Consider the following 26251-nt stretch of genomic DNA (forward strand, 5'->3'; position numbering starts at 1 on the left):
GAGTGCAGGGCGTGTGCTGGGGCGGCTTGAGGGGTCGGAGACTTCCCGTGCGCGGGCCCTACTTGCGGTTCACCACACTCCCCGGGCAGATCGTCCCGCAAGGCCCCCGGTGGGGGCTGTGGGGGCTGTGGGTGCTCCGATGGTGACCGGTGGGTGCTTCGACGGCGGTGGGCGTCGGGGTGAGGTTCAGTGGGCTGTGTCGCCGTGCCAGGCCCCGGCCAGGTCCCGGTAGAGCGGGGAGCGGGTCAGCAGTTCGTCATGGGTGCCGAGCGTGGGGTGGGTACCGTCCAGTACCAGCACGCGGTCGGCGCGGCGGGCCGAGGAGAGTCGGTGGGCCACCACGATGAGCGTGCCCGGCCGCGCGGCCAGCGCTGCCTCCGCGCGGTCCTCCTCCCGCGGGGACAGATGACAGGTCGCTTCGTCGAGCAGGAGCAGCGGGGCGGGGGAGAGGTGGGCGCGGGCGAGGGCGAGGAGCTGACGCTCGCCCAAGGAGAGCCGGTGCGGTTCCACGGGCGCCGACGGCCCACCGAGCCCGTCCACCAGCCGGTTCAGGTCCAGCGCGTCGAGGGTGGCGCCCAGCTCCTCGTCCGTGGCGTCCGGCCGCAGGTAGCAGATGTTCTCGCGGACCGATCCGCTGAAGACGTACGCCTCCTGCGGTACGAGCGCACGCCGGTCCGCCAACTCCCGGGCGGGGCGGCCCACGACCGTGTCGCCGGCCACGAGGACGTCACCGGCCCCGGGTGTGAGCATCCCGGCGACCAGCGCGGTCAGCGTGGACTTGCCGATCCCGCTGGGTCCCACCACGGCCAGGTGCTCCCCGCGCCGTACGGTGAGGTCCAGCCGGTCCAGTACGGGCCGACCCCCGTATCCGAAGGTCACGGAGCGGAGTTCGACCGCGGGCGGGCACGGCACCGTGACGTCGGGCGCGGGCGTGCTGCGGCGGCTGTGCGCGGTGCCGGTCGTCATCGGAACCGGTCGGTCGGCCGGTACGCCGCCGGTACCGGGGCGAGGCGCCGGGGAGGCGGTCGGTCCGGCCAGCCGGTCGAGTATCACCAGCAGCCGCGTGCCCGCGGTACCGAGCGCGGTCATCAGCGTGTTGAGGGCAGGCAGCAGGGACTGCGTCAGATAGGTGAGAGCTCCGAGGAGGGCTCCTGCGGTGACGCCGTTCCGCAGCAGCCACGGCGCCCCGGTCAGCAAGGACAGCATGGGGAGGTGCGCCGCGACCCCGAGCGCCCCGGTGCGTGCGGCGGACCACCGGGCCAGCGCCCGGGAAGCGGCGGCCTCGGCCGTGACGAGCGCGTCCAGCTCCCGGGTGGTGCGCGGGCCCGCGCCGCAGGCGGTGATGTCCCGCAGCCCCTCGCAGGCCCGTCCGGCGGCGGCCGCCAGCGCTTCGTCGGCGTCGAGAAAGGCACGTTGCCACCGGGCCATGGGCGAGAGGGTCAGGAGGAACAGACCGATGCCCAGCGCGAGCGGCAGCAGCACGAACGGCAGCAGCACCGGCGCGAGCGCACCGAGCCCGAGCAGCGCGCCGACCGCGGTGAACACGAACGAGCGCAGGGTGAGCAGCACCCCGGCGAAGCCGTCCCGCACCGCCTCGGTCTGCCCGGTGAGCCGGGACACCGACGAGCTGTCCGCGCGGGCGGGGTCGGTGAGCGCGTCGTCCAGCGCACGCTGCACCGTCCGCCGTACGAGCCCGTTGCGCAGCGGTTCCACCAGCCCGGCCAGGCCGGCGAACACTCCCCGCACGGCGCAGCCGCCGAGTACGATGCCCGTTGCCGAGGCCGCCAGCCAGAGCAGGCCGGCCACCGGACGGCCCGCCAGGAAGCCGTCGTCCAGGGCGCGCGCCGCGCCGTACCCGCCGAGGAAGGTCTGCCCGGACTCCAGCAGTGACCAGCCCGCGAGCACGGCGAGGGAGCGGCGGTGCCGCCCCAGGAAGCGGCGCCCGGGACGCCGGAGCCGCCGCAGTGGCCCCCGCGCCGTGGCATTCGGCTCCGGAGATGCCTTCGTATGGCTCGTACGGGGAGACGTCGTACAGTCAGATTCCGTACGGGGAGGTTCCGTGCGGTCAGGTTCCGTACGGGGAGGCTCCGTACCGGGAGGTTCCGTACGGGGAGGTGTCGCGCGGGAAGGTGTCGCGCGCTCGTGAAGCGCGCTCACCGCTCGGCTCCGGTTGCCGTGGGCATCGGCGGGCCCGTTGTGGTGAAGTTGGCGCGGTAGTCCGGGTCCTGCCACAGTTGCTGATGACTCCCGGTGGCCCGTATTCTCCCGCGCTCCAGCCAGACCACCGTGTCGGCGAGGGCCGCACACGACGGCCGGTGCGCCACGATGAGCCGGGTGGGGGCCCGTACCGTCGAGAGCAGCGCGCGGTTGACCTGCTGCTCGGTGACCGTATCGAGGCTGGACGTGGCGTCGTCCATGATCAGCAGGCGTTCGCCGCCCACGAACGCGCGGGCCAGGCCCAGCCGTTGGCGTTCGCCGCCGGAGAGCGGAGCCGCATCCAGGCGGGTGCGGTAACCCTCCGGCAGCAGCGTGACGAAGCCGTCCGCACCGGCCGCGCGCGCCGCCTCCCGTACCTCCGGTGGCGTCGGCCGCCGTGGGCCGCAGGCGAGGGCCTCCTCGACGGTCGGCCCGAAGAGCACGGGGCGCGCGAACGCGGTGCCGATCGCCCGCCGGGTCTCCTCGTACGTCAGGTCCGGCAACGGTACGCCGTCGAGGAGTACCGTGCCGGTGTCCGGGTCGAGCAGCCGCCCCGCCACCGCGGCCAGCAGCGTCTTGCCGGAGCCCGACGGGCCGACGACGGCCGTGGTCGTGCCGCCCGGCAGCCGCAGCGCGGGGACGTCCAGCAGCCGCTTGCCGTCCCGGTCGACGACGACGTCACGCAGTTCCAGCGCGCCGTTGCCATCCGCCGGAAGGCACGCGCCTCCGTGACGCAGCGGCGGCAGCTCCTCCAGCACTGCTGCGCGGTGGGCCGCGGCACGCCCCCGGACCAGCGCGTTGAGTGCGCCGGTGACCGTACCGACACCTGCCGCCAGGGTCCCGTAACGGGACAGCGCGAGCAGGTCGCCGACGCTGAGCTGCCCCGCGGCCAGCCGGAGCCCGCCCACGGCGAGGACGACGGTGGTCAGCACCGGCATCAGGACGCCGCCGCGCGCCATGGCGCGTCCGTAGACCCGCCACATGCGGCGGCCCTGCGCGTCGAGTTCGGGCAGAGGGGAGAGCACACGGTCCCGTTCCCGGTCACCGGTACCGGCCGCGGCGATGGTCCGCGCGCCGGCCAGCGCCTCGCCCAGCCGGCCCGCGATCGCGGCCTGCAGACGCTGGTACGCGGCGTTGCTCTCGGCGGTGCCCCGGACGAACGTACGCAGGAGGAGCAGCAGCAAGGGCACGCCGGTCAGAAAGGCCACCGCGGTCCACGCGTCGATGGCGAACAGGGCCACCAGCGCCCCCACCGGTGGGAGCGCCGCGGTCACGACGGTCACCGCCGTGACGGGCACGGTCCCCGCGTCGGCGGTGTTGGCGGTCAGCCGGGTGGTCAGGTCTCCGGCGCCGATCGAACCGGCGCGGTGCGGTGCGGCCGCCAGCAGCCGGCGGGTGCCGCGGTGCCGCAGCCATGCGGTGGAGCGGGCCGTGGCCGTACCGCCGAGCCAGGCCACGGCGGCGTCCAGCCCGATCTCCGCGGCGAGCAGTGCGGCGCAGAGCAGTACCGCGCCGCTGCCGTCCGTACCGCCGGAAAGCAGTACATCGACGGCGTGGCCCAGCGCCGTGGGCACGGTGAGCGCCGCACCCGAGGCCGCGACGGAGCAGAGCGCCACCGCCACGAGTCGCCCCGCACTGTGCCGGGTAGCGGCCCGCAGCAGGGGGCCGGGGGCGCCCGTCTCCGCCGCGGTCGCCGTGGGCGAGCCCATGGTTCCTCCTGAGAGAGCGCGGGAACGACCGTTGAGTGAGCGGCGAACGACCGCTGGGAGAGCGGGGAACGACCGCTGAGTGAGCGCGGGATCGACCGCTGAGTGAGCGCGGATCGACCGCTGGGAGAGTGCGGGAACGACCGGTTCCGGGCGGATCGGAGTCCGCCCGGAACCGGAGGGCCGTCCCTTCACCGGGCGCCGGCCGGGGCCGGCGCCTCAGCGGCCGGACGAAGGACGGACCTGCGTCACGGGGTGCAGGCGACGACGCTGAGGGAGCTGTACTCGCAGATGAGCAGGGACACCTGGCTGCCGTGGGCCAGATCGCCGGCGGCTTCCTCGGTGGGGGTGTCCATCGCCTGAAGGTCGAGCAGTGCCATGACTGTTACCTTTCTGGGGACTGAGCGGTGTGTTGGTTGTGCTACTTGCCATCGGCCCCTGGCTGGGACCGGTCCGTGGGCCGCCGCAGCGGCGGGAGGAAGGGCAGGTGCGCCCGGTCGGGGCGGTGCACACTGCCAAGGGCGAGCAGACACCCGGCGGTACCGGTGGACAGGTCCATCGACAGCCGGGACAGCTGCTCCCCGGGGAACGCGAGCTGCCCCTGGTAGGGGATCGCGTGCCAGGCGAGGAGCTCGGACTGGCGGACCACGTCCTGGTGTCTGCCGTCGCCGGGTGCGGACGTCCGGGCGAGGTGCAGGATCAGGCCCGCAACGCCCCGGAAGAGCCCCGGCTGGATGTAGAAGGAGGAGCGCGCGGCCTGGCGGATCTCCGCCCGCGCCGTGGCGAACTCCCCGTCCTCGCGGTGGACGAGGTAGTCGTCGAGGACCATGCCGATGCCCACGCTGCCGCCACCGAGGTACGGCATCGTACGGCGCGGCTCGCGGACCAGCAGCGCCCCGCGGTCGTCGCGGACGCAGCGGGTCAGGTCGCTGCGGAGCGCCGTTGCCGCGGCGTCCAGGAGGGCGGGGTCCCCGGTGTGTTCGTAAAGGCGGAGGAAGAGCAGCGCGGGCCCGGCGGCGCCGTGCAGCAGACCGGCGCGCGCGTTGCCGGCGGGCTCGGCGGAGAGGCGGTCGGCGGTCAGCTGGGCGCAGCGCAGCGCGGTGTCATGGAGCGTGGGTTCCTCAAGGAGCCGGGCCAGCTCCAGCAGGGCGAGGCCTACCCCGGCCAGCCCGGAGTGCAGGCCGGTGTTCAGGCCGTCCAGCGGCTGCCTGGCGACCAGGTGCGCGAGTTCGGTGGCCGCCGCGCGGTGTCCCAGTCCCGCCAGGGTCCAGGCGATGCCGGACAGCCCGTCGTAGAAGCCGACCGGCGTCCCGGTCTCGGGTTCTTTGCTGCGCAGCAGCAGCCACTCCTCGGCGTCCTCGCAGCGGACGTCCGCGCTCTGCAGTGCGTACAGCACGCCGGCGGTGCCGTACCCGAAGGACTGGCCGCCGCACGGTGTGGCGAACTGGGCGATGTCGCCCGGGAAGTAGCGGTCGCTGCGCTGCGGCGTGGCGGAGGCGAGGACGGCCCGCACCATGGAGTCCCGCGCCGCGGGCCAGTCGCCGGGACGCACCGGCAGGTACGCGGGCGGCACCGCCGTGGCGGACGGGGAGATACCTGTTGAGGTACCTGTGGAGGTACTTGGAGAGGTACCGGTGATTTCCCCGACCGCCCGGTCGAGCGCCTCGCGTCGTACCGGATACCGGTCGGCGATGATGTCCGCCAGGTGTCCCGCCTTGGTGCGGTCGAGCGGGAAGAGGGTGGTGAGCGGGGCGAACAGCGCCAGTCTCAGGCAGGCCAGCGCGTACCGGTCGATCTCCGTCCCGCGGCGGTCGGCGGGGGCGACGAACGCGGGGTTGGCCACCACCTGGCGCCGCATCTCCTCGGCTGGTGAGGCGGACTCGAAGTCGAGGAGGGTGACCGAGGACCCGTCCGGCGAGACCATCACATTGCTCATGTGCAGGTCACCGAAGACCAGCCCCCGGTCGTTGACCTGCCGCACCGCCCGCTCCACCAGCCCGTACATCCGCTCCGCCCACTCCGTGTGCGCGGCGAGCCGGTCGGCCGGCGGATCCGTTTCGGAGAGGGGGAACTGCCGCGCGAAGGCAGTGTTGAGCGTGGTGCCTTCGACGTACTCCAGCACCAGGAAGTGGTGCTCGCCGAGGGCGAAGGCGTCCAGCACCTGCGGTACGCAGTCCAGGCCCGCCAGCCGCTCCAGTGCCCACTGCTCACGGCGCAGCCGGCTCACCGCGTCGGCGCCGTCGGCCGCGAGCCCCGCGTGCGGGCGGCCCTCCTTGAGCACCACCGGCCGTCCGGTGCGCCGGTCGCGGCCCGCATAGACGCCACCGCCGTTGGAGAAGTGCAGCGCTCGCTCGATGACGTACGGCAGGTCGGCCAGGCTCTGCGCGGAACGCGCCGCCAGGTGCGGGGCGAGGAACTCCGGCGGGGAAACCCACTCCGGCAGCCGGAACGACGGACCGCGCAGATCGGGTACGAGCTCCCCCGCCGGATCCGCGACGGCGGGGACGAGTTCACCGTTGTCACCGTGACAGTAGCGCCGGGCGAACGCGCCGTAACGCACGTGCACCGGGCCGTCACCCCAGCGCAGATCGCTCAGGACGTACGGGCCGTGCTCGCCGGCCAGCAGCCGGTCCAGCTCCCGCGCCGTCTCCTCGCAGTGCCTGTCGTCCACGGGGTACACCGTGATGAACTTGCCGCTGCTCGCGCGGTCGGCGTACTTGGCGTTCTTGATGTGGAGCAGGTACCGGCTCGGCACGAACTTGAACGCGATCCGCTGCGCGAAGCAGTACTCGGTGACCGTGCGCAGCACCGTGCAGGCGTTGTCCAGGCCCGCGGAGACATGGATTTTCCAGCCCTGGGCGGGGAGGCGCATGCCGGTCGGCGACAACGCCGTCCAGTCGCCGCTGTGCAGCTCCTCCCACCCCTCCGGGGCCGCGGGGCACGCCGCTTCCTCGAAAAGGCCGCCGCCCTGCTGCTTCTCCGTCACCCGGCGCGGGGCGTCGTAGAACCAGCGGTCGGCGTCGCAATAAGCGGCGTACTCCGGATTCATGCCCACCCCCGCGTTGTTCCTCGGACCGTCGCCAATGGCCGGGAGCGGCACTGCATTTGCGCCACGTTCCCGGCACAGCGACGTTCCCACGGGAACGGCGGGCACCAACATTCACAAATGTCACCTGATGCCTATGAGAAATGCATATGCCGAACCCGAGGGACGCGCCGCCCGAACGGTCTGGCCAGGTCAGGAGCGTCGGCACCAGGACGCGCCCGCGCCCCGGCTGCCGCCGGCACCCGGCCATCTGTCATGCGGTACGTGTCCGACTCGGTCCGGCCCACCGCGCCCACGTCTCGAGGAGGCCAGGCGATCCGGACAAGGAAACGGCCTGCCGTTCGCGGTATGCCGACCGAACACCGACGTGGCCACGGCGCGCCCGCACCGGCCGCCCGGCCCGGAGGGCGGCGGGACACGTGCGGTGATGGTGGGCGGCAGGTGGCCTGGTCGGTGGTTATGGCCGTGGCGTGATCGAGGGATGACTGAGAGCGGAGCGGGCCGTTCGTCCGCTTCCGGCCACTGAGTCTCTGAGGAAGCCGGTCACAGCTTGAGCGCGTCCGCAGTAACCCTGGTAGGGAATTCCGGAAGGACTCGAAGCGCCATGACTGTGCCGTCCTCACGGAAGGACGCCGGGCCCCAGCAAGGTGCGGTGGTTTCGCTCGGCCAGTCGTTGCGCAGCGCATAGGTCCGGCGCCGGTACTGCTCGACCTCGCCGTCTGCCAGCAGGTCATACAGTTCCTCGGCCATCTCCGAGAATGCCTCCACACGGACGCCGCCCAGCCGAAAGACATGGTCAGTTCCGACGAAGGTCGTGGAGCCGAACCTGTGCGAGGCGTCGTGAACGCTGGAGGAGCCCGCGAAGGTGCGCTGCTCGTAGTGACGGCGCCCTTGCTTGGCCGTCAGGTACTGGGCAACCTCACGGCCTGCCCCGGCAAAAGCCAACTGCGCACCGGCCGCCGTGCGCGCCAGGATCTGTCCGAACCACGCCAAATGCTTCGTGGGTACGGCGAAGGCGTCGTATTCCATTGCCCCAGGTGGAATTGCTCGGCGCGCTCGCTGCCCCGAGCCAGCTGGCGGAAGGCGGAGCGGTCCGGTTTGCTGGTGCGCTCGGTGGCGACTTGGTGGTTGCCATTGACCGTTACGGCGAAGACGGACGAGGGCTCGCCCGGCATCCAGGCCTCGATGAGGTAGTCGGGGCGCGGACGTGCGCCGAGAGTCGGTCGCGAACCGGCTCTGGCGAAGCCGGCCAGCAGCACCGCGTCGGCGTCGACCGTTGAGATGACACGTTCGGGGCAGCGCTGACGCACCGTCCGTTCCGCGGCGAGTAATCCGAAGGCGCGGCCCAACTCGCCCGCCTGCATGGCACGGTAGGACCGCTCAGGGCTCTGCCCCTCTTCGGTGAGCGCCAGATGCCCGTTCCTCCTCGCTGCCAGTGCCTGGCAGTACTTCAACACCTGCCAGTGCTCCGCCAGGCCCCGCCCGAGTCCTTGCCGGGCCAGGGTGGTCGCCCGGGCGAGCGTGCTGAGCAGCTGCCAGGGCGCCACCGTGAGGTCCTGGCGATCAGCACGGTCAACCGGCCGCACATCGGGCTTGCGATGGTCGGCCTCCGCAGCCGAGCTGCTCTTCGCACGCTTGCGGTCAATGGCGCGTGCCGCCTTGTCGATGCTTGTCGATGCCCGTCAGCAGCTCGGCGGTCGAATTCAGGTGCACCTGCGCAGGACGACTCAATCTCTCCAGAACCTCGGCTACGGCGGTCACGGGCCCCTCCCTCGGCGCTGAAGTGCGCGCTCGCTCTTTGGTTGGCGGTGACGGTAGAGGGAGGTTCCGGGGCGCACCGCACACAAGTACGCACCGCCCGTGGAGAAAGAGGCAACGGCGCGCACGAGACCGCGTGTGGCACCGCCCGGTGGCCACGCGGGGTGCTCCGGCTTCGGGGCCCGCTTCGTCGTGCGCGCGGCCGTCCGTGCGGAAGGGGCGGACTTAAATAGTTGCCTTATCACTAGTATCTTGGCGACTATGACGTACCGGCGTTCGACATTGGCCCTGGCTGTGCTCTCCCTTCTGGCGGAGGTGGACCATCAGCAGCAGGTGGGCATGCACCCGTACAAGATGCAGCGGTTGATGAAGGACCGCGGCAAAGGCGAAGTGGTCAACGTCGGCCAGCGCGCCAGCCTTTACCGCACCATCGACCGGCTGCACCGTAACGGCCTGATCGAGATCCGCGAGAACAGTCGCGAGCAGAACCGCCCCGAGCGGACCCTGTACGCCCTCACCGAGGAGGGCAGCCGGGTCTGGCGGGAGTGGATGCTCGACGCCCTGGCCACGCCGACGCGGGAGTATCCGGAATTCCTGGCCGCCATGGCCTTCGTGCCCCTCCTGGAGCCGGCGGACGTGGCGGAGCAGCTGGTCCGGCGGCAGGAGAAGCTCGCCGCCGAACTGGACCGGCTGCACAAGCAGATCTCCGCCGCCGGCGAGTGGGGGCGGCTGTTCACGCTGGAGATGGAGTGCATGCGGGCGACCACCACCGCCGAGCTGAAATGGGTGGAGTCGGTCATCCAGGACCTGCGCTCCGGAAGCATCACCTGGTCCAAGGAGTGGCTGGCGGCGATGAGCGCCGCCCATTCCAAGTGACCCCCTCAGGGTGCGGGCCGCGCGCGGCGCGACGACGCAACGACTCCGACTCCCCTCCGCGCGCGGCGCGGCGACGCAACGACTCCCCTTGACGAGAAGGAATTGCCATGGCCACCACGCCATTACACGTCATCATCATCGGTGCCGGCACCGGAGGCCTGTGTCTGGCGCAGGGGCTGCGGCGGGCCGGGGTCAGTGTCGCGGTCTACGAGCGCGACCGGACCCGCCGGGACGGCCTGCAGGGTTACCGCGTCGGCATCGACGCCGACGGGAAGCGCGCCCTGCGGGCCAACCTGTCGCCGGAGCTGTACGAGACGTTCCTCGCCACGTGCGCGCAGCGTCCGCTCTACGGCAACCAGATGACGCACGAGAAGAAGTTCCTCTTCTCCGCAGGCCCGGACGTCCTCAAGGACGAGGATCAGCCGAGCGAGGAGGACAAGGACGAGTCCGTCAGCCGAATGACGCTGCGTCAGGTCCTACTGACCGGGGTCGAGGACATCGTCCACTTCGACAAGGAGTTCACCCGCTACGAGCAGCACGCCGACGGCAGCGTCACCGCCCATTTCGCGGACGGCGCCTCGTCCACGGGGAGCCTCCTCGTGGGTGCCGAAGGTGCCAACTCCCGCGTCCGCAAGCAGTATCTGCCACACGCGAAACTGGTGGACACCGGCCTGGTCGGCATCACCGGCAAGACCCCGCTCACCGAGGAGACGCGGGCGCTGCTGCCGCGTGAGGTGATGGAGGGCGTCACGATGGTGCACGGCCCCAAGGGCTTCATGTGCATCTTCCATGTCATGCGCTTCAAGTGGGACGAGGAGGGCAAGCCGAAGCGGGGCATCGGCAGCACCGACGCGGAGGCCATCGCCGCGTGGCCCGGCATGCTCTACGACAACAGCCGGGACTACATCATGTGGGGCTTCGCCGCCTCGGAGAAGTGGCTGCCGTCCGACGTCTCGCGGCTGCGCGGGGCGGAGATCCAGCAGCTGGTGCTGGAGAAGACGGCCGACTGGCACCCCGACTTCCGGCGGATCTTCTCACTCGGCGACCCGGGCAGCAGCTTCCCGCTGGTCATGCGGACCTCCGAGCCCATCGATCAGTGGCAGACGCGCAACGTCACGCTGATCGGAGACGCCATCCACACCATGACGCCGGGGCGCGGGGTGGGCGCCAACACCGCGCTGCGCGACGCCCGTCTGCTCGCCCGCAAGCTGGCCGCCGTGCACCGTGGCGAGCAGCCGCTGCTCGACGCCGTGCACGCGTACGAGACCACGATGACGTCCTACGCATGGGACGCCGTCATCAAGTCCCGTGCCCAGATGGACGGTCACTCGGTGATGCACAGGGGCGACCTGATCGGCGCCCTCGCCCGGGGCGGTATGCGCACAGCGATGCGCACCATGAACCATCTGCCGCCGCTCAAGCGCAAGATCGTCGCTGCCGAGAGCGGCTTCCGCGGCGCCGGCCGCGCTGACGAGGACTGACCGGCCCCGGGCGGGCGGGGCACGCACTGCCCGCCCGCCCGGACGCCGTCACATCTGCCACCACTCCTCGGGCCCCGGTTCACGCTCCTCCCGGCCTGCAAGTTGGTCCAACGGCGGGCGTCCGCCCGTCCGGCGGAGGCGACGAAAAGCACTTCGCTGGGGCCGGGTGCTCGGTTCCACCACTGCAAGTCGTGTAGTGCTCGTCACCGTGGGCGTAGCGCACTTCGAGCAGAGGGTCGGCGCTGTGGTCGGCGTCGAGAACGGCGATCGGGACTGCGTACGCGACCGAGATCGCGTTGCACAGGTCGACCACCGGATGCATATGTGGCAACGACACTTGGGGCTCACGTCGGCCGTGGCGTCGGTGCCGGTGGCGTGCAGCACCGTGGTGTCGAGGTTGGGAAGACAGGCGCAACCGCCAGGGCATTCGTGGGGCCGGGACGGTTCCGAAGGCCTCACCACGCGTGGAAGCGGGAAATCAGCAATCCATGTGTGCGGTGCCGGTGAGCAAGGCTGCCGGTGCCAGGACGAGTGCCAGGGGCAGGGTGGGCATGAGCGCCGTCATGGCCAGGCTCAGGGCGGGCGTTGCTGCCCTGACCTGTGTCGGCGCGGCCTTGATCAGGCGTCGGATGCGTTCCGCCGGATCGGGGCCGGTCATCGAGGGAAGCCCTGAAGCCTCGGGCGTGGTTCCCACGGTGCACATCTCCAACAGCGCGGAGGCCACGGCTCGTCGGCCGTGTTTCAGGGCTGCCCGGTCATCGGCGGCCATTTCGGCGAGTCGGCGTACCTGTTGCGCGTACCCACGCGTGAGTCCGCTCCAGCCGAAGGCCGCGGTGAGGACATCGGCGACGAGGAATGCGCGGTGGTGTCGGTATGCGAGGTGCGCTCGCTCATGCTCAAGTGCCGCGGCGAGCTCTGCTTCGGACAACGTCTCCAACGCCGCTGTGGTCGCCACGATGCGTGCTGACTCCTTGCTCCCGGGAATACAGAAGACCGCTGGAGAAGCGTTTGGCAGTACGTGCACGTCGGGATCCCTGGTGCTGCAGGACGTGCCCAGGGCGTCGACGGTCAGGCGGTGGTACTCGCGCTCCCGGCGGTGGGTCAGCAGGCATCGCAGTGTGAGAGCGCCGAGTGTCACGGATCCCAGGAACAGGAGGACGGAGGCGCCTTGCGGGATGTCCGTCGTGACGAGCCAGGGAGCACCGTAAGCCCTGTCGACCAGCGGTTCGTCCGCGTGGAAGAGCCACACCAGTCCGCCCTCCCACAGATTGTGTGCGGCCACAACGAGGGCGCCGGCGACCGAGGCGAGCAGGCTCAACGCGCAGGCGTGCCAACTGCGCAGGGCGGCCTGCGGGAAACGCGTGACCCAGCGCGCACGGGTGAGCAGCCAGGCGACGGGGCCTCCCAGGAGCACGGCGTAGGCGAACAGGCCGGCGATGACGAACACGGAGTCCTCAGCTTTCGGTGGCCGGGTCGGCAGGCATGGTGTTCAGTGCCTCACGCAGCGCTGCCGCCTCCGCGGCTGCCAGCCGGCCGGCGAAGCGCATCAGGGCGTTGGCACGGTCGGCGAAGGAGTGCAAGGCACGCTCCATGAGCTCGGCCGTGTAGACGTCGGCAGAGCGCAGTGCACTGTAGTGAAAGGCCCTGCCGTATGTGACGCGCTCCAGCCAACGTTTGCAGTCCGATCGCAGTTCACCACCGAATGACCGCACCGTCTCCTACCCGCCTTCCTCCCACCCGGTCTCACGCGCCGACCCGGGCGACGATAGCGATTCACCGGTTGCCGTGACACAAAACTTCTACGTCGCGTAGTAGCGTAATCGGGTGGACGTCCACCGACGCGCTGCGGCGCCACTGGATCGATTCGACTCCCACACCTACGACGCCTTCGGCGCTCGGCTCGGTTTCCCGCACATGGCTCGTGTCTTGAAGGTCTGCCGGGTGAGCCTCCTTGCTCCCTCCTTGCCCAGGTCCGCCCAGGGCGGCGTGGCCACCGGTGACAGCCTGCCCGGAGACGCCGCCCTCCGCGCCCCGGTGTCTTCCCCGCGCTGTAATTCATCCCCACTTGAGCACGGGAAGCGGACCGGTCGCGCCCATGGGCGCCGTATGCGCCGTACGCATCGCACCGACCCGGCTCTTCGGGCAGCAGCGGCAGCGACCGTACTGCAGGGCTGTGGGGCCGGGACAACGGCCGTGGTGCCACCTGAGCACCCGATGCTGATTTACCTCGACTTCACCTCGACTTCACCTCAACTTCCACTCAACCCGGAACCGCACACCGTTCACACCGCCAGGGCCTGCGGCAGGGCTGCCGGCCCCGACCACAGAAGGGACATCGTGTCTTCCTCCTCAGCGCCACGCCCGCACGTCCCGCCCACGGAAGAGTTACCCACTGGCCGGCGAGCCTCCTCCCGCGACTTACCGACATCCAGAGTTGCTGCGCCCCGCGGTAGTACGACCGGTTCGGGGCCACCGTCCTCAACGGTGGCTGCTCCGCCCACCACTCGCCGACTGATCGGTGTCGATTGCGCCCGAGGCCTGGCCGTACTGGGCATGTACGCCACGCACGTGGGCCCGGATCCGGACCGTGGTGGGGTGACCGGCTTCGTCTGCGAACTGGCCACCGGCCGGTCCTCCGCACTGTTCGCCCTGCTGGCCGGGTTTTCCCTGACGCTCATCACGGGCCGCCCGCAACCCAGGACCGGTCGTCCGGGCCGCCAAGCGGTGGGGAGAATCCTGCTTCGCGCCGCTGTCCTGCTTGTTCTCGGGACCGCTCTCTCCGTATTGGACACCCCGGTCAATGTGATCCTTGCGTACTACGGGCTGGCGTTCTTCTTCGTCCTGCCGCTGTACCGGCTGCGCGCCTCATCGCTCGCGGCCATCGCCGCCACGACCGCCCTGCTGGCGCCTCAAATCCTGTACGCCGTGAGAATTTCCCTTGAGGAGGGCTCCTGGGGCGACACCGTGAGCTCCTACGACCCACTCACCCGGATCAGTGGCGCCGACAGCCTCATCGACCTGCTGTTCACCGGCTCCTATCCGGTTCTGACGTGGTTACCGTTCTTGTTGGCGGGAATGGCGGTGGGGCGGCTCGATCTCACTCGGCACGCGGTACGCGTTGGGTTGGCCGCAACCGGCGGTGCACTGGCGGTGCTCGGCTACGGAGGGTCCTGGCTGGCCCTGCACCTGGTTCCGAACGCCCTTGCCGCCATCGTCAGGAGGACGGACGGACCCTCACCCTCCTCGGCCTGGTGGTCCGACACCGTCGGCGATCCCACTCATCCGTTCCGCGAATGGCTGCTGGTGGCGGCGCCGCACAGCGAGACCACGCCGTCCATAGTGGGCAACACCGGCGTCGCCCTCGCCGTCCTGGCCGCGTGCCTCATCGCCGTCGACCGGCTGCCCCAGTTCCGGCGCCTGGCCGCCCCGGTGATCGCGGTAGGCACGATGGCGCTGACGACGTATGTCCTCCAAATCCTCGCGATCTGGCTGTTCTGGGACGATGACCTGCCCAGCTCGCTGCTGGTGCTCCTTGCATTCTCGACCGCTGCGATGGCGTTCGCAGTCGTGTGGTCCCGATTGTTCCGACGCGGACCACTTGAGTATCTCCTGCACACTGCCACCAAGCCGGCCCGTCTCATCAAGTGACGGGGCAGACGCCCTGGGGCCTGGTGACCTCGAACCCGCACCACCGGGCCCCGCCCCAGGCCCCGCGGTGAGAGGCCGCGGGGCGGATGCGGTGCCCACCGCCACCTCCGGGGACGCAGCCGGAATCGCCGGGTACGGCAACACCCTCCATACCCGCGGCGGGTATGGAGGGTGCTCCGTCTCACTCGTCGAGCATGACCAGGGCCACGGACCGCAGCGCCGCACGGGTCGCGGAGGTTTGGGTGAGGATGTCGATGCGGTAGGTGTCCTCCTCGACCATCCGCTGTACGCCGCGTACTTGACCTTCGATGAGCCGCAGGTGCCGCAAGACGCCGTCCCGCTGTTCCTGGTACCCGGGCATCGTGGCCTCCGTATCAGTGGTCCGCTGCTCGGAAACCCCGCAGCCGGAGGCTGTTGCCGACGACGAAGACCGAGGAGAAGGCCATGGCCGCGCCCGCGATCATCGGGTTGAGCAGGCCGGCGGCGGCGAGGGGGAGGGCGGCGACGTTGTAGGCGAAGGCCCAGAAGAGGTTGGACTTGATCGTGCCCAGCGTCTTGCGGGAGAGCCGGATGGCGTCGGCCGCGGCCCGCAGATCACCGCGTACCAGGGTCAGGTCGCCGGCCTCGATGGCGGCGTCGGTGCCGGTGCCCATGGCCAGACCGAGGTCGGCCTGGGCGAGGGCGGCGGCGTCGTTCACGCCGTCGCCCACCATGGCCACCGACCTGCCCTCCTGCTGGAGGCGCTTGACCACGTCGACCTTGTCCTGCGGGAGCACCTCGGCGATGACCTGGTCCGGCGCGATGCCGACCTCGGCGGCGACGGAGCGGGAGACCGCCTCGTTGTCGCCGGTGAGCAGGACGGGGGTCAGACCGAGGGCGCGCAACCGCCGGATGGCCTCGGGGCTGGTCTCCTTCACCGCATCGGCCACCTCCAGTACGGCGCGTGCCTGGCCGTCCCAGGCCACCGCGATGGCCGTCCGCCCCGCTGCCTCCGCGTCGGCCTTGGCGCGCGCCAGCTCGGCCGGCAGCCCGATGGCCCACTCGGTGAGCAGCTTCTCGCGGCCCACCAGGACGGCGTGGCTCTCGACGACGCCCTGGACGCCGAGCCCGGCGACGTTGGCGAAGTCCTCGGGAGCCGGCAGGGTCCCCACCTTCCGTGCCGCACCGTCGGCGACGGCGCGCGCGATGGGGTGCTCGGAGGCGTGCTCCAGGGCCCCGGCGAGCCGCAGGACCTCGCTCTCGTCGGTGGAGTCGGCGGTGTGCACGCCCAGCAGCGTCATCCGGCCGGTGGTGACGGTGCCCGTCTTGTCGAGCACGATGGTGTCGACCTTGCGGGTGGTCTCCAGGACCTCGGGCCCCTTGATCAGGATGCCGAGCTGGGCGCCGCGGCCGGTGCCGACCATCAGCGCCGTCGGGGTGGCCAGGCCCAGGGCGCAGGGGCAGGCGATGATCAGTACGGCGACGGCGGCGGTGAACGCGGCGGTCAGCCCCGCGCCGTTGCCCAGCCAGAAGCCCAGCGTTCCCAGGGCGAGGGCGATCACGACCGGGACGAAGACGGCGGAGATCTTGTCGGCGAGGCGCTGCGCTGCGGCCTTGCCGTTCTGCGCGTCCTCCACCAGCTTCGCCATCCGCGCGAGCTGGGTGTCGGCGCCGACCCGGGTGGCGTCGATGACCAGCCGGCCGCCGACGTTGAGGGTGGCGCCGGTGACACCGTCACCGACCGCGACCTCCACGGGCACGGACTCACCGGTCAGCATCGAAGCGTCCACGGCGGAGGAACCCTCGACCACGGTCCCGTCGGTGGCGATCTTCTCGCCGGGCCGCACCAGGAAGCGGTCGCCCACCTGTAGCTCGGCGGTCGGGACGGTCACTTCGCGACCGTCCCGCAGAACGGTGACTTCCTTGGCACCCAGCTCCAGCAGCGCCTTGAGGGCGGCGCCGGCCTTGCGCTTGGAGCGGGCCTCGAAGTAGCGGCCGGCCAGGATGAAGGCGGTGACGCCGGCCGCGGCCTCCAGGTAGATGTTCCCCGCACCGTCGGTACGGGCGATGGTCAGCTCGAAGGGGTGCGTCATGCCGGGCATGCCGGCGGTGCCGAAGAACAGCGCCCACAGCGACCACAGGAACGCGGCCGTCGTACCGACCGAGATCAGGGTGTCCATGGTGGCGGCGCCGTGCTTGGCGTTGGTCCAGGCGGCACGGTGGAACGGCCAGGCGGCGTACGTCACCACCGGGGCGGCGAGCGTCAGGGACAGCCACTGCCAGTACTCGATCTGCAGCGCCGGGACCATCGCCATCGCGATCACCGGCACCGCGAGCGCCGTGGCGGTGATCAGGCGCTGCCGGAGCGGCCGCAGCTCGTCCGGCTCGTCCGCTCCCTGCTCGCCTTCGGAAACGCTCTCCGTACGGGGCGGGGCGGGCTCGTGCGCGGTGTAGCCGGTCGCCTCGACGGTGGCAATCAGGTCGCTCACGGAGACGTCCGCGCCCTGGTAGCTGACCTTGGCCTTTTCGGTGGCGTAGTTGACGGTGGCCTCGACCCCGTCCATACGGTTGAGCTTCTTCTCGATACGGGCCGCGCACGAGGCGCACGTCATGCCACCGATGGCGAGCTCGACCTCGTGGGATTCCGCGATGGTAGTCATCACTGCTCCTCGAATGCATCAGGGTGCCGGGCCCGCGGGGGGCGCGGGCCCGGCAAGGGGTCCAGGCTCAGGCGGCCCGGCCGGTCAGTTCGTATCCGGCCTCGTCGACGACCTCGGCGATCTTGGCGTCGTCGAGTTCCGCGGCGCTGACGACGCTCGCGGTGCCGGCCTCGACGTCGACCTCGACGCTCAGCACGCCGTCGACCTCACCGATGGTTTTGGTGAGCGTCGCCTTGCAGTGTCCGCAGGTCATACCGGCGATCGCGTAGACCGTGGTCCGGCTGTCGGCGACGGCGGTCGTGGTGTTCTGCGCGCTGTCGGTCCGGCAGCTGCCGTCGGGCGTACAGCAGTTGGACATGGTTCCTCCTGGAAAGCGATCGGTCTGTGCAGCACCGTCACATACCCCCCGGGGGTATCTCGGCGGTACGGCTATGTATACCCCCGCCCCGTATCGATGGCAAGCGGTGGCGCGGGCTTGACTGAGTACCCCCTGGGGGTATGGTGGTCAGGTGTCGGTCGCCCGTGGGGGTGGCCCCAGGAGAAGGCAGAGAAGACCGGCAAGGTCGAGAAGGTCGATAAAACCGTCAAGAGCGGCCACGCCGGCGAGCACGGTGGCCACGGCGCTGCCGCGGCGGCGACACCGGGCGGACTCCAGGTCTCCGAACGCGGCTATTCGCTCGCCCTGCGGACCCCGGAGGTGTCGTTCACCGCGACCGCCCCCAGCAAGGGCGCCTACCGCCTCTTCCTGGACTTCCAGCACGGGGGCAAGGTGCGTACGGCGGCCTTCACGGTCCACACGAACGGCTCTCCGGCGAAGGGCAAGGACGGCGTCGCCGGGCACGACGAGGAGCCGGCGGGCGCCCACACCCACTGAGGGGCGTGATCACCGACGGACGTCCGCCGTCGGTAGGTGAACCAGGGAGGTAACCCGGTGAGCAACGGAACAGGGCGGATGAGGCGGGCCCCTCGCGCACGTGCGCTTGCGGAGTTCGCTGAACCGCTGACCGCTGACCGCTGACCGCTGACCGCTGAATCGCTGAACCGCTGATATCGGTGCGCCGGGTGGGGGCCGGCCGTTGCGGTCGCCCCGCCTGGCCACCAGGGGTTGACTTCTCCGCGACCCCGGGGCAGGGGTTGTGCCTGCTCAAGATCCGCAGCCCGGGTCCGGGCTGTTCCGTCGGTGTGAAAGGGTGGCCGGGCGGCGGAACCAGCAGGGTTTGCCCGCCGGGGGAAGGAGAACTGTGAGCACTGGCCAGGTCCGCACCATGGTGAGCCTGATGGCTCAGGGAGCACCGGTCCACATCACCAGCATGTGGGCGACCGCGGGCAAGTTGACGCGCTTGGCGCACCTCGGGGAGCTCTTCGGCTACCAATACGCGGATGCCCGGTATGTGAGCGGTGGCACCCAACTCCTCATGGTGCCCGACCTGCAGCCACAGGCGCAGCAGCGAGCCCAGCAGTCCTGGGCGCAGTTCCCGCAGGCCGCCACGGGTGGCCCGGTGCCGCCGCTGCCCGCGCAGGCCCCCGAACTCCTCAGAACGCAGATCGACTTCGACCTGACGGGCCGGCACCACGAGAAGCGCCGGGCGTTCGCTGCCATCCCGATCACGGTGGTCGTGCTGATCCAACTGATGCGGGACGGCGCCGACGCGGCAGTGTTCTGGGTTCCCTTCTGGGTCCTGGCGATGTGCCTCGCCGTGGGCATGATCTTCTACACCCGTAAGCGGCACACCGCGCACGAGGCCCGGCTGCAGCAGGCCGGCTATGTGCAGGTCACCGACCCGACGGGCCGAGTGCACTACGTCCCGCCGGGCAGCTCCCTCGCGGCCCTGACCACCCCGCCCGGCGCCCCCCACCCCGGCCCCGGCCGGACCCCGCCGCAGCACCAGCCCTACGCCCAGCCGTCGTACCACCAACAGCCGCAGGCCCCGCACCACCCGCAGCCGTACGGCCAACCGCAGCCGCCACAGCAGCCGTACGGCCAACCGCAGCCGCCACAGCAGCCGTACGGTCAGTCACAGCAGCCGCAGCAGCCGTACGGTCAACCGCCGCAGCAGTTCTGAGCGGGCGGCCCCCGCCACGAAGCTCCATCGAGGTGCTGGTGTCGTGGACGAGCGTCGCTGGGGTGTGGTGCCGGGGGTGCGCCTGTTGCTCGGAGACAGTGCGGTCGTTGCCGGTAGGTGATGTCCTCGCGGACCGAGTGGGCGGCCGGCAGGCCGAGGGGCGGAACTCCGCCCCCTCCCGCATGCTCGGTGGTCGGTCACAGGTCGGGATGTTCCGCCGCTACGTGGTAGTGGCCTGAGTGGAACACCAGAGGGGCGCCGCCGTCGGCCTCGTACTGTTCGACTTCGCCGAGGAAGATGACGTGGTCGCCGGCGTCGAGCCGTTGCACGGTGCGGCATTGGAAACGGGCGACCGTGCCTTCCAGGAGGGGGGTGCCGGCGATGCCGGGGGTGGTGGGCAGGGCGCGGAACTTGTCGTCGGCCGGGGTGGCGAAGCGGCGGGAGAGGTGGTGCTGGTCGGCGGCCAGTACGTGGACGGCGAAGTGTGAGGCGTCGGTGAAGTCCGGGAGGCTGGGCGCGTTCTTACCGGGGCACCACAGGACGAGGGGCGGGTCCAGGGAGACGGAGGTGAAGGAGTTCGCGGTCATGCCGACGTTGCGCCCGTCGGGGGCGCGGGCCGTCACCACGGTCACGCCGGTGGCGTACTGGCCCAGCGCGCGGCGCAGTCCGCGGCTGTCGAAGCGGGCGGCGTGCCGGGCGCGCTTCTCGGCGAGGAAGCGGTGTGCCTCGGCCTCCTCGAACCACCAGCGGTAGAGGGTGCGCGGATCGTCGAATCCGGCGGCGAGGGCGCTTGCCACCGAGGGAATCTCGGCCGCCGCCGTCACGAGCTCGCGTTGGTGGGGGCTCAGGTCGGCCAGGAGGGAGTTGGTCCAGCCGACGGCCCACTGGGCCCAGCCTCGCCAGAAGCCGTCGAAGGTGCGCTGCATCCACTGCGGGGTGAATTCGCCGGTCCCGTGGCGGAGGATGGCGTCGAGGTAGTGGGCCGCGGCCTGAGCCGCGTGGTTGGGCCCCTGGCCGGCGATCGGGTCGTCGAGTACGACGGCGTCGGCCATGCCGAGGACGTGCCGGCCGGAGGCGAGGCGGGCGACGGGGTGCCGGACGGTCGGGGTGATCGCGTCACGCAACACACCGCCGTCGTCGACAAGTTGGGCGTGTCGGTAGCGCTCGTACTCGTCGGGGAAGAAGCGGCGGAGGATTTCCAGTGAGCGGGTGAGGTGGGCCTCGGGCGCGTGGATGTCGTCCCAGCAGTCCATCGGGCCGCCGGGGACGCCTGCGAAGGCCATGATGTCGCAGGGCCCCGTGGTGGTGAGGGCGGGGCAGGAGAAGTACTCGCCGACGCCGGGGACCATGCGGTAGTGGAGGGTGGCTTCCCCGTCCCGCGGCGCCGCCTCTGCGACGTACGTCAGGGCCAGCGCGCGGCGCGGCCGGTCGTACCGGGAGAGCTCGGCGTTGCGCGGGAAGAGCCGGCCCGGCTCGCCCTTGCCGGTGGAGACCACGACGAGGTCGTGCGTACGGGCGTACCGATCGAGGTCGTTGACGCCCGCCTCGTGCAGCACGATCTCGCCGCGGCCGTCCTCCGCGAACCGCTCCAGCCAGGCAGCGCACTTGACGCGCTGGTCGACGGAGTGGGCCGGCCCCTCCAGCGGCGCGCGCCAGGAGACGTGCGGAGTGCCGTGCGGGCCGACGAGGGAGAGCGCGATGCCGGTGATGTCCGGGGCCCGGCCCTCCCAGTGGTGCAGGCCGAGGGCGCGCTCGCTCTGCAGCGCGGTGTCGAACATGCACGGGCTGGACATGACCGGGCCGCGACGTATCTCGTCGGGGCGCCGGTCGGTGACCAGGGTGACGTCATAGCCGTGCTTCTGGAGCCCCAGGGCGAGTTGGGTACCGGCCTGCCTGGCGCCGATCACCGCGATCCTTCTCATGGTCCTGCTGTCCTGCTGTCCTGTTGCCGTGATGTACGTACCGTTACTGACGCACCGTCAGTCTGTCGCGCCCGACGAGGGGTCAGGCGCTGACCTCGGCCAGGTAGCTCTGCGCGGCTGCCGGGTCCATGAACCAGTGGAAGAAGTCGCGCGGGTCGTCGAAGCCGTTGACGAAGCGGGCGGCGACACGGGAGTTGGCGCTCGCCGCACCGAAGAGCTCCAGGACGTGCTGCGGCGGGGCGCCGAGCATCGCGTTGGTCCAAGCCGTCGCGGACTGTGCGTTGTCCCAGAAACGGCCGAAGGCCAGCTCCATGAACGCGGCGTCGTACGGGCGCTCGCCGTGCTCCAGGATGGTGGCGAGGTAGGAGGCCGCACACTTCGACGCGTTGTTGGACCCCTGCCCTGTGACCGGGTCGTTGAGGACGACGACGTCGGCGAGCCCGAGCACCTGCGCGCCGGAGGGCAGCGTGGCGACGGGCTTGCGGACGGTCGGCGCGAAGCGGCCCGCGAGGGTGCCGTTCCAGTCGGTGAGCGCGACATCGGTGCAGCGCTCGGCCTCCCACGGGACGTACGCCCGCAGCAGCTCCAGGAACTTCGCCAGCTGCTGGTCGGGGGCGAGCCCGTCGAAGCAGTCGAGCGGGCCGCCCGGGATGCCCTCGAAGAACATGATGTCGCACGGGCCGCTGATGGTGAGGCTGGGCATGGTGAAGTACTCGCCCACACCGGGGATGACGTTGAAGCTGACGCCGGGGCGGTCGGGCAGCGGGGCCATGCCGGTGACGTACGCCAGGGCCAGCGCGCGCTGCGGAGCGTCGTACGGGGAACGCTCGGCGTCCCGCTCGAACAGCCCGGCGATCTCACCCTTGCCGGCCGCGACGATCACCAGGTCGGACTCGGCGGCGTAGCGCTCCAGGTCCTCGATGCCGGCCTCGCGGAAGTCCAGCCGGCCGCCGCGGCGCGCGAACTCGCCCATCCAGAGCGGCATCTTCACGCGCTGGTCGACGGAGCGCGCCGTGGCATCGAGGCGGGCGTCGAAGGAGAGCGCCCGGCCGCCCTGGCCGTCGGCGATGTTCACGCCGAGCCCGGCGATGGGCGGGCAGGCGTCGCCCCAGAAGTCGAGTCCGAGGTTGCGCTCGTGGGCCAGCGCGGTGCCGAACATGGCCTGGCTGGACATGACCCGGCCCGCGCGGATCTGGTCGCCGGTGCGGTTGGACACGACGGTGATGTCGTAGCCGCGGTCGAGCAGGCCGATACCGAGCTGGAGGCCGGCCTGACCGGCTCCGACGATGGTGATCTTGCGCATGAGGGGGGCCTCCGGGAGTCGGGTGATGCGTTGTCGGGTCGGGTGGAGGGCGGCTGCCCGCCGGAGGGGGGCCGGCGGGCAGCCGCGGGAAGCTGGGTCACCCGTAGGACCGGGGGAGGGGTCCCGGGCACCCGGCTGGCTGGAGGGGCGCGGCCGACTCGCCCGTGACGAGCGCAGTCCGGCCGGCACTCACTGCATCGTTGAATCCCTGGTTGCGTCTCGCGTCCGCGGCGGTCGGGTGTCAACCTTGGTACGTCATGATCATCTGCACTATCCGGACCACGCGGGTTGCTGTCCCGATCGCGCACCTCGGCGCTGGAGGTTCACATGCCCACTGAAGAGCTGCCCCTCGCAAACCACCAGCAGTTCCACACCGCGGACATTTGGGAGGCGCGGGCCGCGGTCGGCCGCGCCTTCTGCCCGCACGACCTGCGCATCACGCAGCGCTCGGCGACGCTCGACGCCCGGCTGCACGGCGCGCCCTTCGATCGGACGGGGCTGTACTACCTCGATTACGGAACGGAAGTGCGGATCACGCCGGGCGACCTGGAGAGCTTCTTCCTCGTCCAGATCCCGCTCGCCGGCCACGCCGAGATCACCTGTGGCCGCGAGGAGATCATTTCGTCCCCCGAGCTCGCTTCCGTCCCCTCTCCGACCGGAAAGCTGGACATGCGCTGGGCTGGCGGCAATCCACAGCTGATCGTGTGGTTCGACCGAGCGTCCCTGGAATCGCACCTGGGCAGCCTGCTCGGCCGCACCGTACGCCGCCCGATCGTCTTCTCGCTGGGCATGGACCTCACCACGCCCGACTCCCGCTCCTGGCTCAACATCGTCGACCTCGTGCGCCGGGAGGCGGAGACGCCCGGCGGCATGACGAACCGGCCCATCGTGACGAAACAGCTCGAATCGCTGCTCATGACGCAGCTGTTGATGGCCCAGCCCCACAACTACACGCCGGCGCTGCTCGGCGAGCAGCCGCGCGTCGCGCCGCCCGCGGTCCGCCGCGCCATGGACGTCATCGAAGGGCACGCCGCCGAGCCGCTCACGGTCGCGGAGATCGCGGAGTACGTCGGCGTCGGCGTACGGGCCCTGCAGGAAGGCTTCCGGCGGCACCTCGACACGACACCGCTCGCGTACCTGCGCGAGGTCCGCCTGGACCGCGTACGCAAGGAACTCCTGGCCTCCTACCCGGGCGCCACGACCGTCACCGACGTCGCCTCCCGCTGGGGCTTCTTCCACCCGGGCCGCTTCTCCCTCGCGTACCGCCAACGGTTCGGGGAGTCACCTTCGAAGACGCTGCGGTCGTAGGAGGAGGCGGGACGCAGCTCCGCTGCGCCGCCGTCGGCGGTCGGCCGGGCGTCCGCTCCCCGTCTGAACAGGCCTGTTCGCCTGCGGCGCGCCGCGGTCGGCGCAGGGGAAGAAGACTCCCAGCGCACGCCACCTGTTGACCGACGGCGGGCTGCGGGACCGGCTTCGGTCGGTGGGCGGCACGGGAGCGGATCGCATGAGCGCGGCCGAGGGCACCGGCACTTCTCGTACGCGGCCAGGGCCGACAACTCATGCGCGATGCTGATGACTTCTTGAAGAGAAGAAAGATTGGGTGGGATCAGATGAAGTTTGTGGCCTTCTCCGGGAGCTTGCGGGCCAAGTCGCTCAACACCGCAGTAGCGCGTACCGCTGCCGAGCTGTGCCTGCCGCCGGTGTCGATGACGGTCTACGAGGGCCTGGGCAGCCTGCCGTTCTTCAACCAGGACGTGGAGAGCGAGTGCCCGCCGCCCGAGGTCATGGAGTTTCGGGCCCTGCTGGAATCGGCTGACGCGGTACTCATCTCCAGTCCCGAGTATGCGCACGGCACTTCGGGGGTGTTGAAGAACGGCCTGGAGTGGATCGTCGGTGGCGGGGAACTGGTGGACACACCCGTCGCCGTGGTCACCGCTTCGCCGTCGATGACGGGTGGCGACCGGGCCCAGGCCTGGGTCAAGGAGACCCTGGAGGTGATGGGCGCGAAGATCCTCCCGGAGTCGCTGCCCATCCCGCTCGCCAGCGTGAAGGTCGCGGACGGCCGGGTCACTCACGAGGAGACGCTGGAAGCCTTGAAAGATGTGCTCGCGGCCATGGCCCGGGCGGCGAAGGAGCAGGGCGCCGAGGACTGAGCGGGGCGGGAGGGAGCGGGCCGGGTCGGACGTCGCCACGTCCGGCCCGGCGGCAGCAGGGGGCCGTCAGCGTTTGCCGATGTCCCGGAGCGGCAGTCCGCCACCCGTCAGGACCACCTTGGAGAGGGTGGTCCCCGCCAACTCCGTGAGCCGCCGGGTGCCCTCGACCCCCAGATGCTCGTATCTGCTGCGGCCACCTGCCCGGGCACCACGCCTCGGCTCGCTCACCGGATGGCCAGGTTGTCGAGGAAGGACTGTACGTTGCGGCGGGTCTCGGGCACGCTGTCGCCACCGAACTTCTCCGCGACGGCGTCCGCGAGGACCAGGGCCACCATGGCCTCGGCCACGATGCCGGCCGCCGGCACGGCGCACACATCCGAGCGCTGGTGATGGGCCTGCGTCGCCTCACCGGTGGACACATCCACCGTGGCCAGCGCGCGCGGCACGGTCGCGATCGGCTTCATCGCGGCCCGCACCCGCAGCAGCTCCCCGGTGGTCAGGCCGCCCTCGGTGCCGCCGGAGCGGCCGGAGGTGCGCTTGATGCCGTCCTCGGTGGCCACGATCTCATCGTGCGCCTTGGAGCCGGGCACCCGGGCCAGGTCGAAGCCGTCGCCGACCTCGACGCCCTTGATCGCCTGGATGCCCATCAAGGCACCCGCCAGCCGCGCGTCCAGGCGCCGGTCCCAGTGCACATGGCTGCCCAGCCCCACCGGCACGCCGTAGGCCAGGACCTCGACCACGCCGCCGAGCGTGTCGCCGTCCTTGTGGGCCTGATCGATCTCCGCAACCATCGCCTTCGACGCGTCCGCATCCAGGCAGCGCACCGGGTCGGCGTCCAGCTTCGCCACATCGGAGGGCTTGGGGTGCACCCCGTACGGGGCCTTGGCCGCGGCCAGCTCCACCACATGGCTGACGATCTCGATGCCGGCCGTCTCCTTGAGGAAGGAGCGGGCCACGGCGCCCAGCGCGACACGGGCCGCGGTCTCCCGCGCCGAGGCACGCTCCAGCACCGGGCGGGCCTCGTCGAAACCGTACTTCTGCATGCCCGCCAGGTCCGCGTGGCCGGGCCGGGGGCGGGTCAGCGGGGCGTTGCGGGCCAGCTCGGCCAGCTCCGCCTCGTCGACCGGGTCGGCCGCCATGACCTTCTCCCACTTGGGCCACTCGGTGTTGCCCACCATGACCGCCACCGGCGAGCCCAGCGAGAGGCCGTGCCGGACGCCGCCGAGGAAGGTGACCTCATCCCGCTCGAATTTCATCCGGGCACCGCGGCCATAGCCGAGCCGGCGACGGGCCAGGGCGTCCGCCACCATCTCCGTGGTCACGGGGACGCCGGCCGGAAGGCCCTCCAGCGTCGCCACCAGTGCGGGGCCGTGCGACTCCCCCGCCGTCAGCCAGCGCAACCTGCTCAACCGCCGAAGTGCTCCAGCGACACGATGCGGCCGGCGTCGCCGACGTACTTG

The 26251-nt window shown here is 71.1% G+C and carries 21 protein-coding genes; 7 read left to right on the forward strand and 14 right to left on the reverse strand.

What is annotated here, in order from left to right; genetic code table 11:
- Positions 1-186 precede the first annotated feature (186 nt).
- The 5 genes from IF20_RS34705 to IF20_RS34725 all read right to left on the reverse strand — a co-directional run bounded on the left by IF20_RS34705 (position 187) and on the right by IF20_RS34725 (position 7977).
- A complete protein-coding gene (locus tag IF20_RS34705; protein WP_324605619.1) occupies positions 187-1905 on the reverse strand; it encodes an ABC transporter ATP-binding protein in 1719 nt (572 codons plus the stop codon).
- Positions 1906-2153: 248 nt separating this feature from the next.
- A complete protein-coding gene (locus IF20_RS34710) occupies positions 2154-3905 on the reverse strand; it encodes an ABC transporter ATP-binding protein (protein WP_052869431.1) in 1752 nt (583 codons plus the stop codon).
- 245 nt (positions 3906-4150) lie between these two features.
- A complete protein-coding gene (locus IF20_RS34715; protein WP_052869432.1) occupies positions 4151-4282 on the reverse strand; it encodes a SapB/AmfS family lanthipeptide in 132 nt (43 codons plus the stop codon).
- 41 nt (positions 4283-4323) lie between these two features.
- A complete protein-coding gene (lanKC, locus tag IF20_RS34720) occupies positions 4324-6951 on the reverse strand; it encodes a class III lanthionine synthetase LanKC (protein WP_052869449.1) in 2628 nt (875 codons plus the stop codon).
- Between the two features lie 540 nt (positions 6952-7491).
- Entirely contained in the window at positions 7492-7977 is a 486-nt protein-coding gene (locus IF20_RS34725; protein WP_052869433.1) for a hypothetical protein, read from the reverse strand.
- A 990-nt stretch (positions 7978-8967) separates the two neighbouring features.
- Here IF20_RS34725 and IF20_RS34730 point away from each other — a divergent pair.
- Positions 8968-9582, forward strand: coding sequence for a PadR family transcriptional regulator (locus IF20_RS34730; protein ID WP_234426958.1), 615 nt, complete (start codon positions 8968-8970; stop codon positions 9580-9582).
- 107 nt (positions 9583-9689) lie between these two features.
- Entirely contained in the window at positions 9690-11063 is a 1374-nt protein-coding gene (locus tag IF20_RS34735; RefSeq protein ID WP_052869434.1) for an FAD-dependent oxidoreductase, read from the forward strand.
- Positions 11064-11541: 478 nt separating this feature from the next.
- On the opposite strand, the gene IF20_RS34740 is transcribed toward IF20_RS34735, so the two are convergent.
- Both IF20_RS34740 and IF20_RS34745 read right to left on the reverse strand, forming a co-directional pair.
- A complete protein-coding gene (locus tag IF20_RS34740; RefSeq protein WP_052869435.1) occupies positions 11542-12510 on the reverse strand; it encodes a M56 family metallopeptidase in 969 nt (322 codons plus the stop codon).
- Between the two features lie 7 nt (positions 12511-12517).
- A complete protein-coding gene (locus tag IF20_RS34745; RefSeq protein WP_052869436.1) occupies positions 12518-12775 on the reverse strand; it encodes a BlaI/MecI/CopY family transcriptional regulator in 258 nt (85 codons plus the stop codon).
- An 841-nt stretch (positions 12776-13616) separates the two neighbouring features.
- Here IF20_RS34745 and IF20_RS34750 point away from each other — a divergent pair.
- Positions 13617-14711, forward strand: coding sequence for a DUF418 domain-containing protein (locus tag IF20_RS34750; protein WP_052869437.1), 1095 nt, complete (start codon positions 13617-13619; stop codon positions 14709-14711).
- A 181-nt stretch (positions 14712-14892) separates the two neighbouring features.
- On the opposite strand, the gene IF20_RS34755 is transcribed toward IF20_RS34750, so the two are convergent.
- The 3 genes from IF20_RS34755 to IF20_RS34765 all read right to left on the reverse strand — a co-directional run bounded on the left by IF20_RS34755 (position 14893) and on the right by IF20_RS34765 (position 17708).
- Positions 14893-15072: a metal-sensitive transcriptional regulator gene (locus IF20_RS34755; protein ID WP_052869438.1), complete on the reverse strand. Its 180-nt coding sequence runs from the start codon at positions 15070-15072 to the stop codon at positions 14893-14895.
- A gap of 13 nt (positions 15073-15085) precedes the next feature.
- Positions 15086-17350, reverse strand: coding sequence for a heavy metal translocating P-type ATPase (locus IF20_RS34760; RefSeq protein WP_110944838.1), 2265 nt, complete (start codon positions 17348-17350; stop codon positions 15086-15088).
- A gap of 67 nt (positions 17351-17417) precedes the next feature.
- Positions 17418-17708 (reverse strand): heavy-metal-associated domain-containing protein, encoded by a 291-nt coding sequence (locus IF20_RS34765; protein ID WP_052869440.1) that lies wholly within the window; start codon positions 17706-17708, stop codon positions 17418-17420.
- Positions 17709-17825: 117 nt separating this feature from the next.
- Here IF20_RS34765 and IF20_RS41020 point away from each other — a divergent pair, with 117 nt between their 5' ends.
- Both IF20_RS41020 and IF20_RS34775 read left to right on the forward strand, forming a co-directional pair.
- Entirely contained in the window at positions 17826-18224 is a 399-nt protein-coding gene (locus IF20_RS41020) for a hypothetical protein (RefSeq protein ID WP_052869441.1), read from the forward strand.
- A gap of 367 nt (positions 18225-18591) precedes the next feature.
- A complete protein-coding gene (locus IF20_RS34775; protein WP_052869442.1) occupies positions 18592-19413 on the forward strand; it encodes a hypothetical protein in 822 nt (273 codons plus the stop codon).
- 197 nt (positions 19414-19610) lie between these two features.
- On the opposite strand, the gene IF20_RS34780 is transcribed toward IF20_RS34775, so the two are convergent.
- Positions 19611-21335, reverse strand: a complete 1725-nt coding sequence (locus IF20_RS34780) for a flavin reductase (RefSeq protein ID WP_052869443.1) — start codon at positions 21333-21335, stop codon at positions 19611-19613.
- Between the two features lie 82 nt (positions 21336-21417).
- A complete protein-coding gene (locus IF20_RS34785) occupies positions 21418-22638 on the reverse strand; it encodes a styrene monooxygenase/indole monooxygenase family protein (protein ID WP_052869444.1) in 1221 nt (406 codons plus the stop codon).
- Positions 22639-22965: 327 nt separating this feature from the next.
- On the opposite strand from IF20_RS34785, the gene IF20_RS34790 reads away from it, so the two are divergent.
- Both IF20_RS34790 and IF20_RS34795 read left to right on the forward strand, forming a co-directional pair.
- The gene (locus IF20_RS34790) at positions 22966-23946 is read left to right on the forward strand and encodes an AraC family transcriptional regulator (protein ID WP_052869445.1); all 981 of its coding nucleotides are present in this window, start codon (positions 22966-22968) and stop codon (positions 23944-23946) included.
- A gap of 302 nt (positions 23947-24248) precedes the next feature.
- A complete protein-coding gene (locus IF20_RS34795) occupies positions 24249-24791 on the forward strand; it encodes an NADPH-dependent FMN reductase (protein ID WP_052869451.1) in 543 nt (180 codons plus the stop codon).
- A gap of 66 nt (positions 24792-24857) precedes the next feature.
- Here the strand turns inward: IF20_RS34795 and IF20_RS39605 are convergent, their stop codons facing one another.
- Together IF20_RS39605 and aroC are read right to left on the reverse strand one after the other, a co-directional pair.
- Positions 24858-25019: a hypothetical protein gene (locus IF20_RS39605; protein ID WP_199896895.1), complete on the reverse strand. Its 162-nt coding sequence runs from the start codon at positions 25017-25019 to the stop codon at positions 24858-24860.
- Positions 25016-26200, reverse strand: coding sequence for a chorismate synthase (aroC, locus tag IF20_RS34800; protein WP_110944840.1), 1185 nt, complete (start codon positions 26198-26200; stop codon positions 25016-25018). Before aroC ends, IF20_RS39605 begins: the two co-directional genes overlap by 4 nt.
- Positions 26201-26251 lie beyond the last annotated feature (51 nt).

The sequence above is a fragment of the Streptomyces niger genome (genome assembly GCF_000718305.1).
GTDB lineage: Bacteria > Actinomycetota > Actinomycetes > Streptomycetales > Streptomycetaceae > Streptomyces > Streptomyces niger.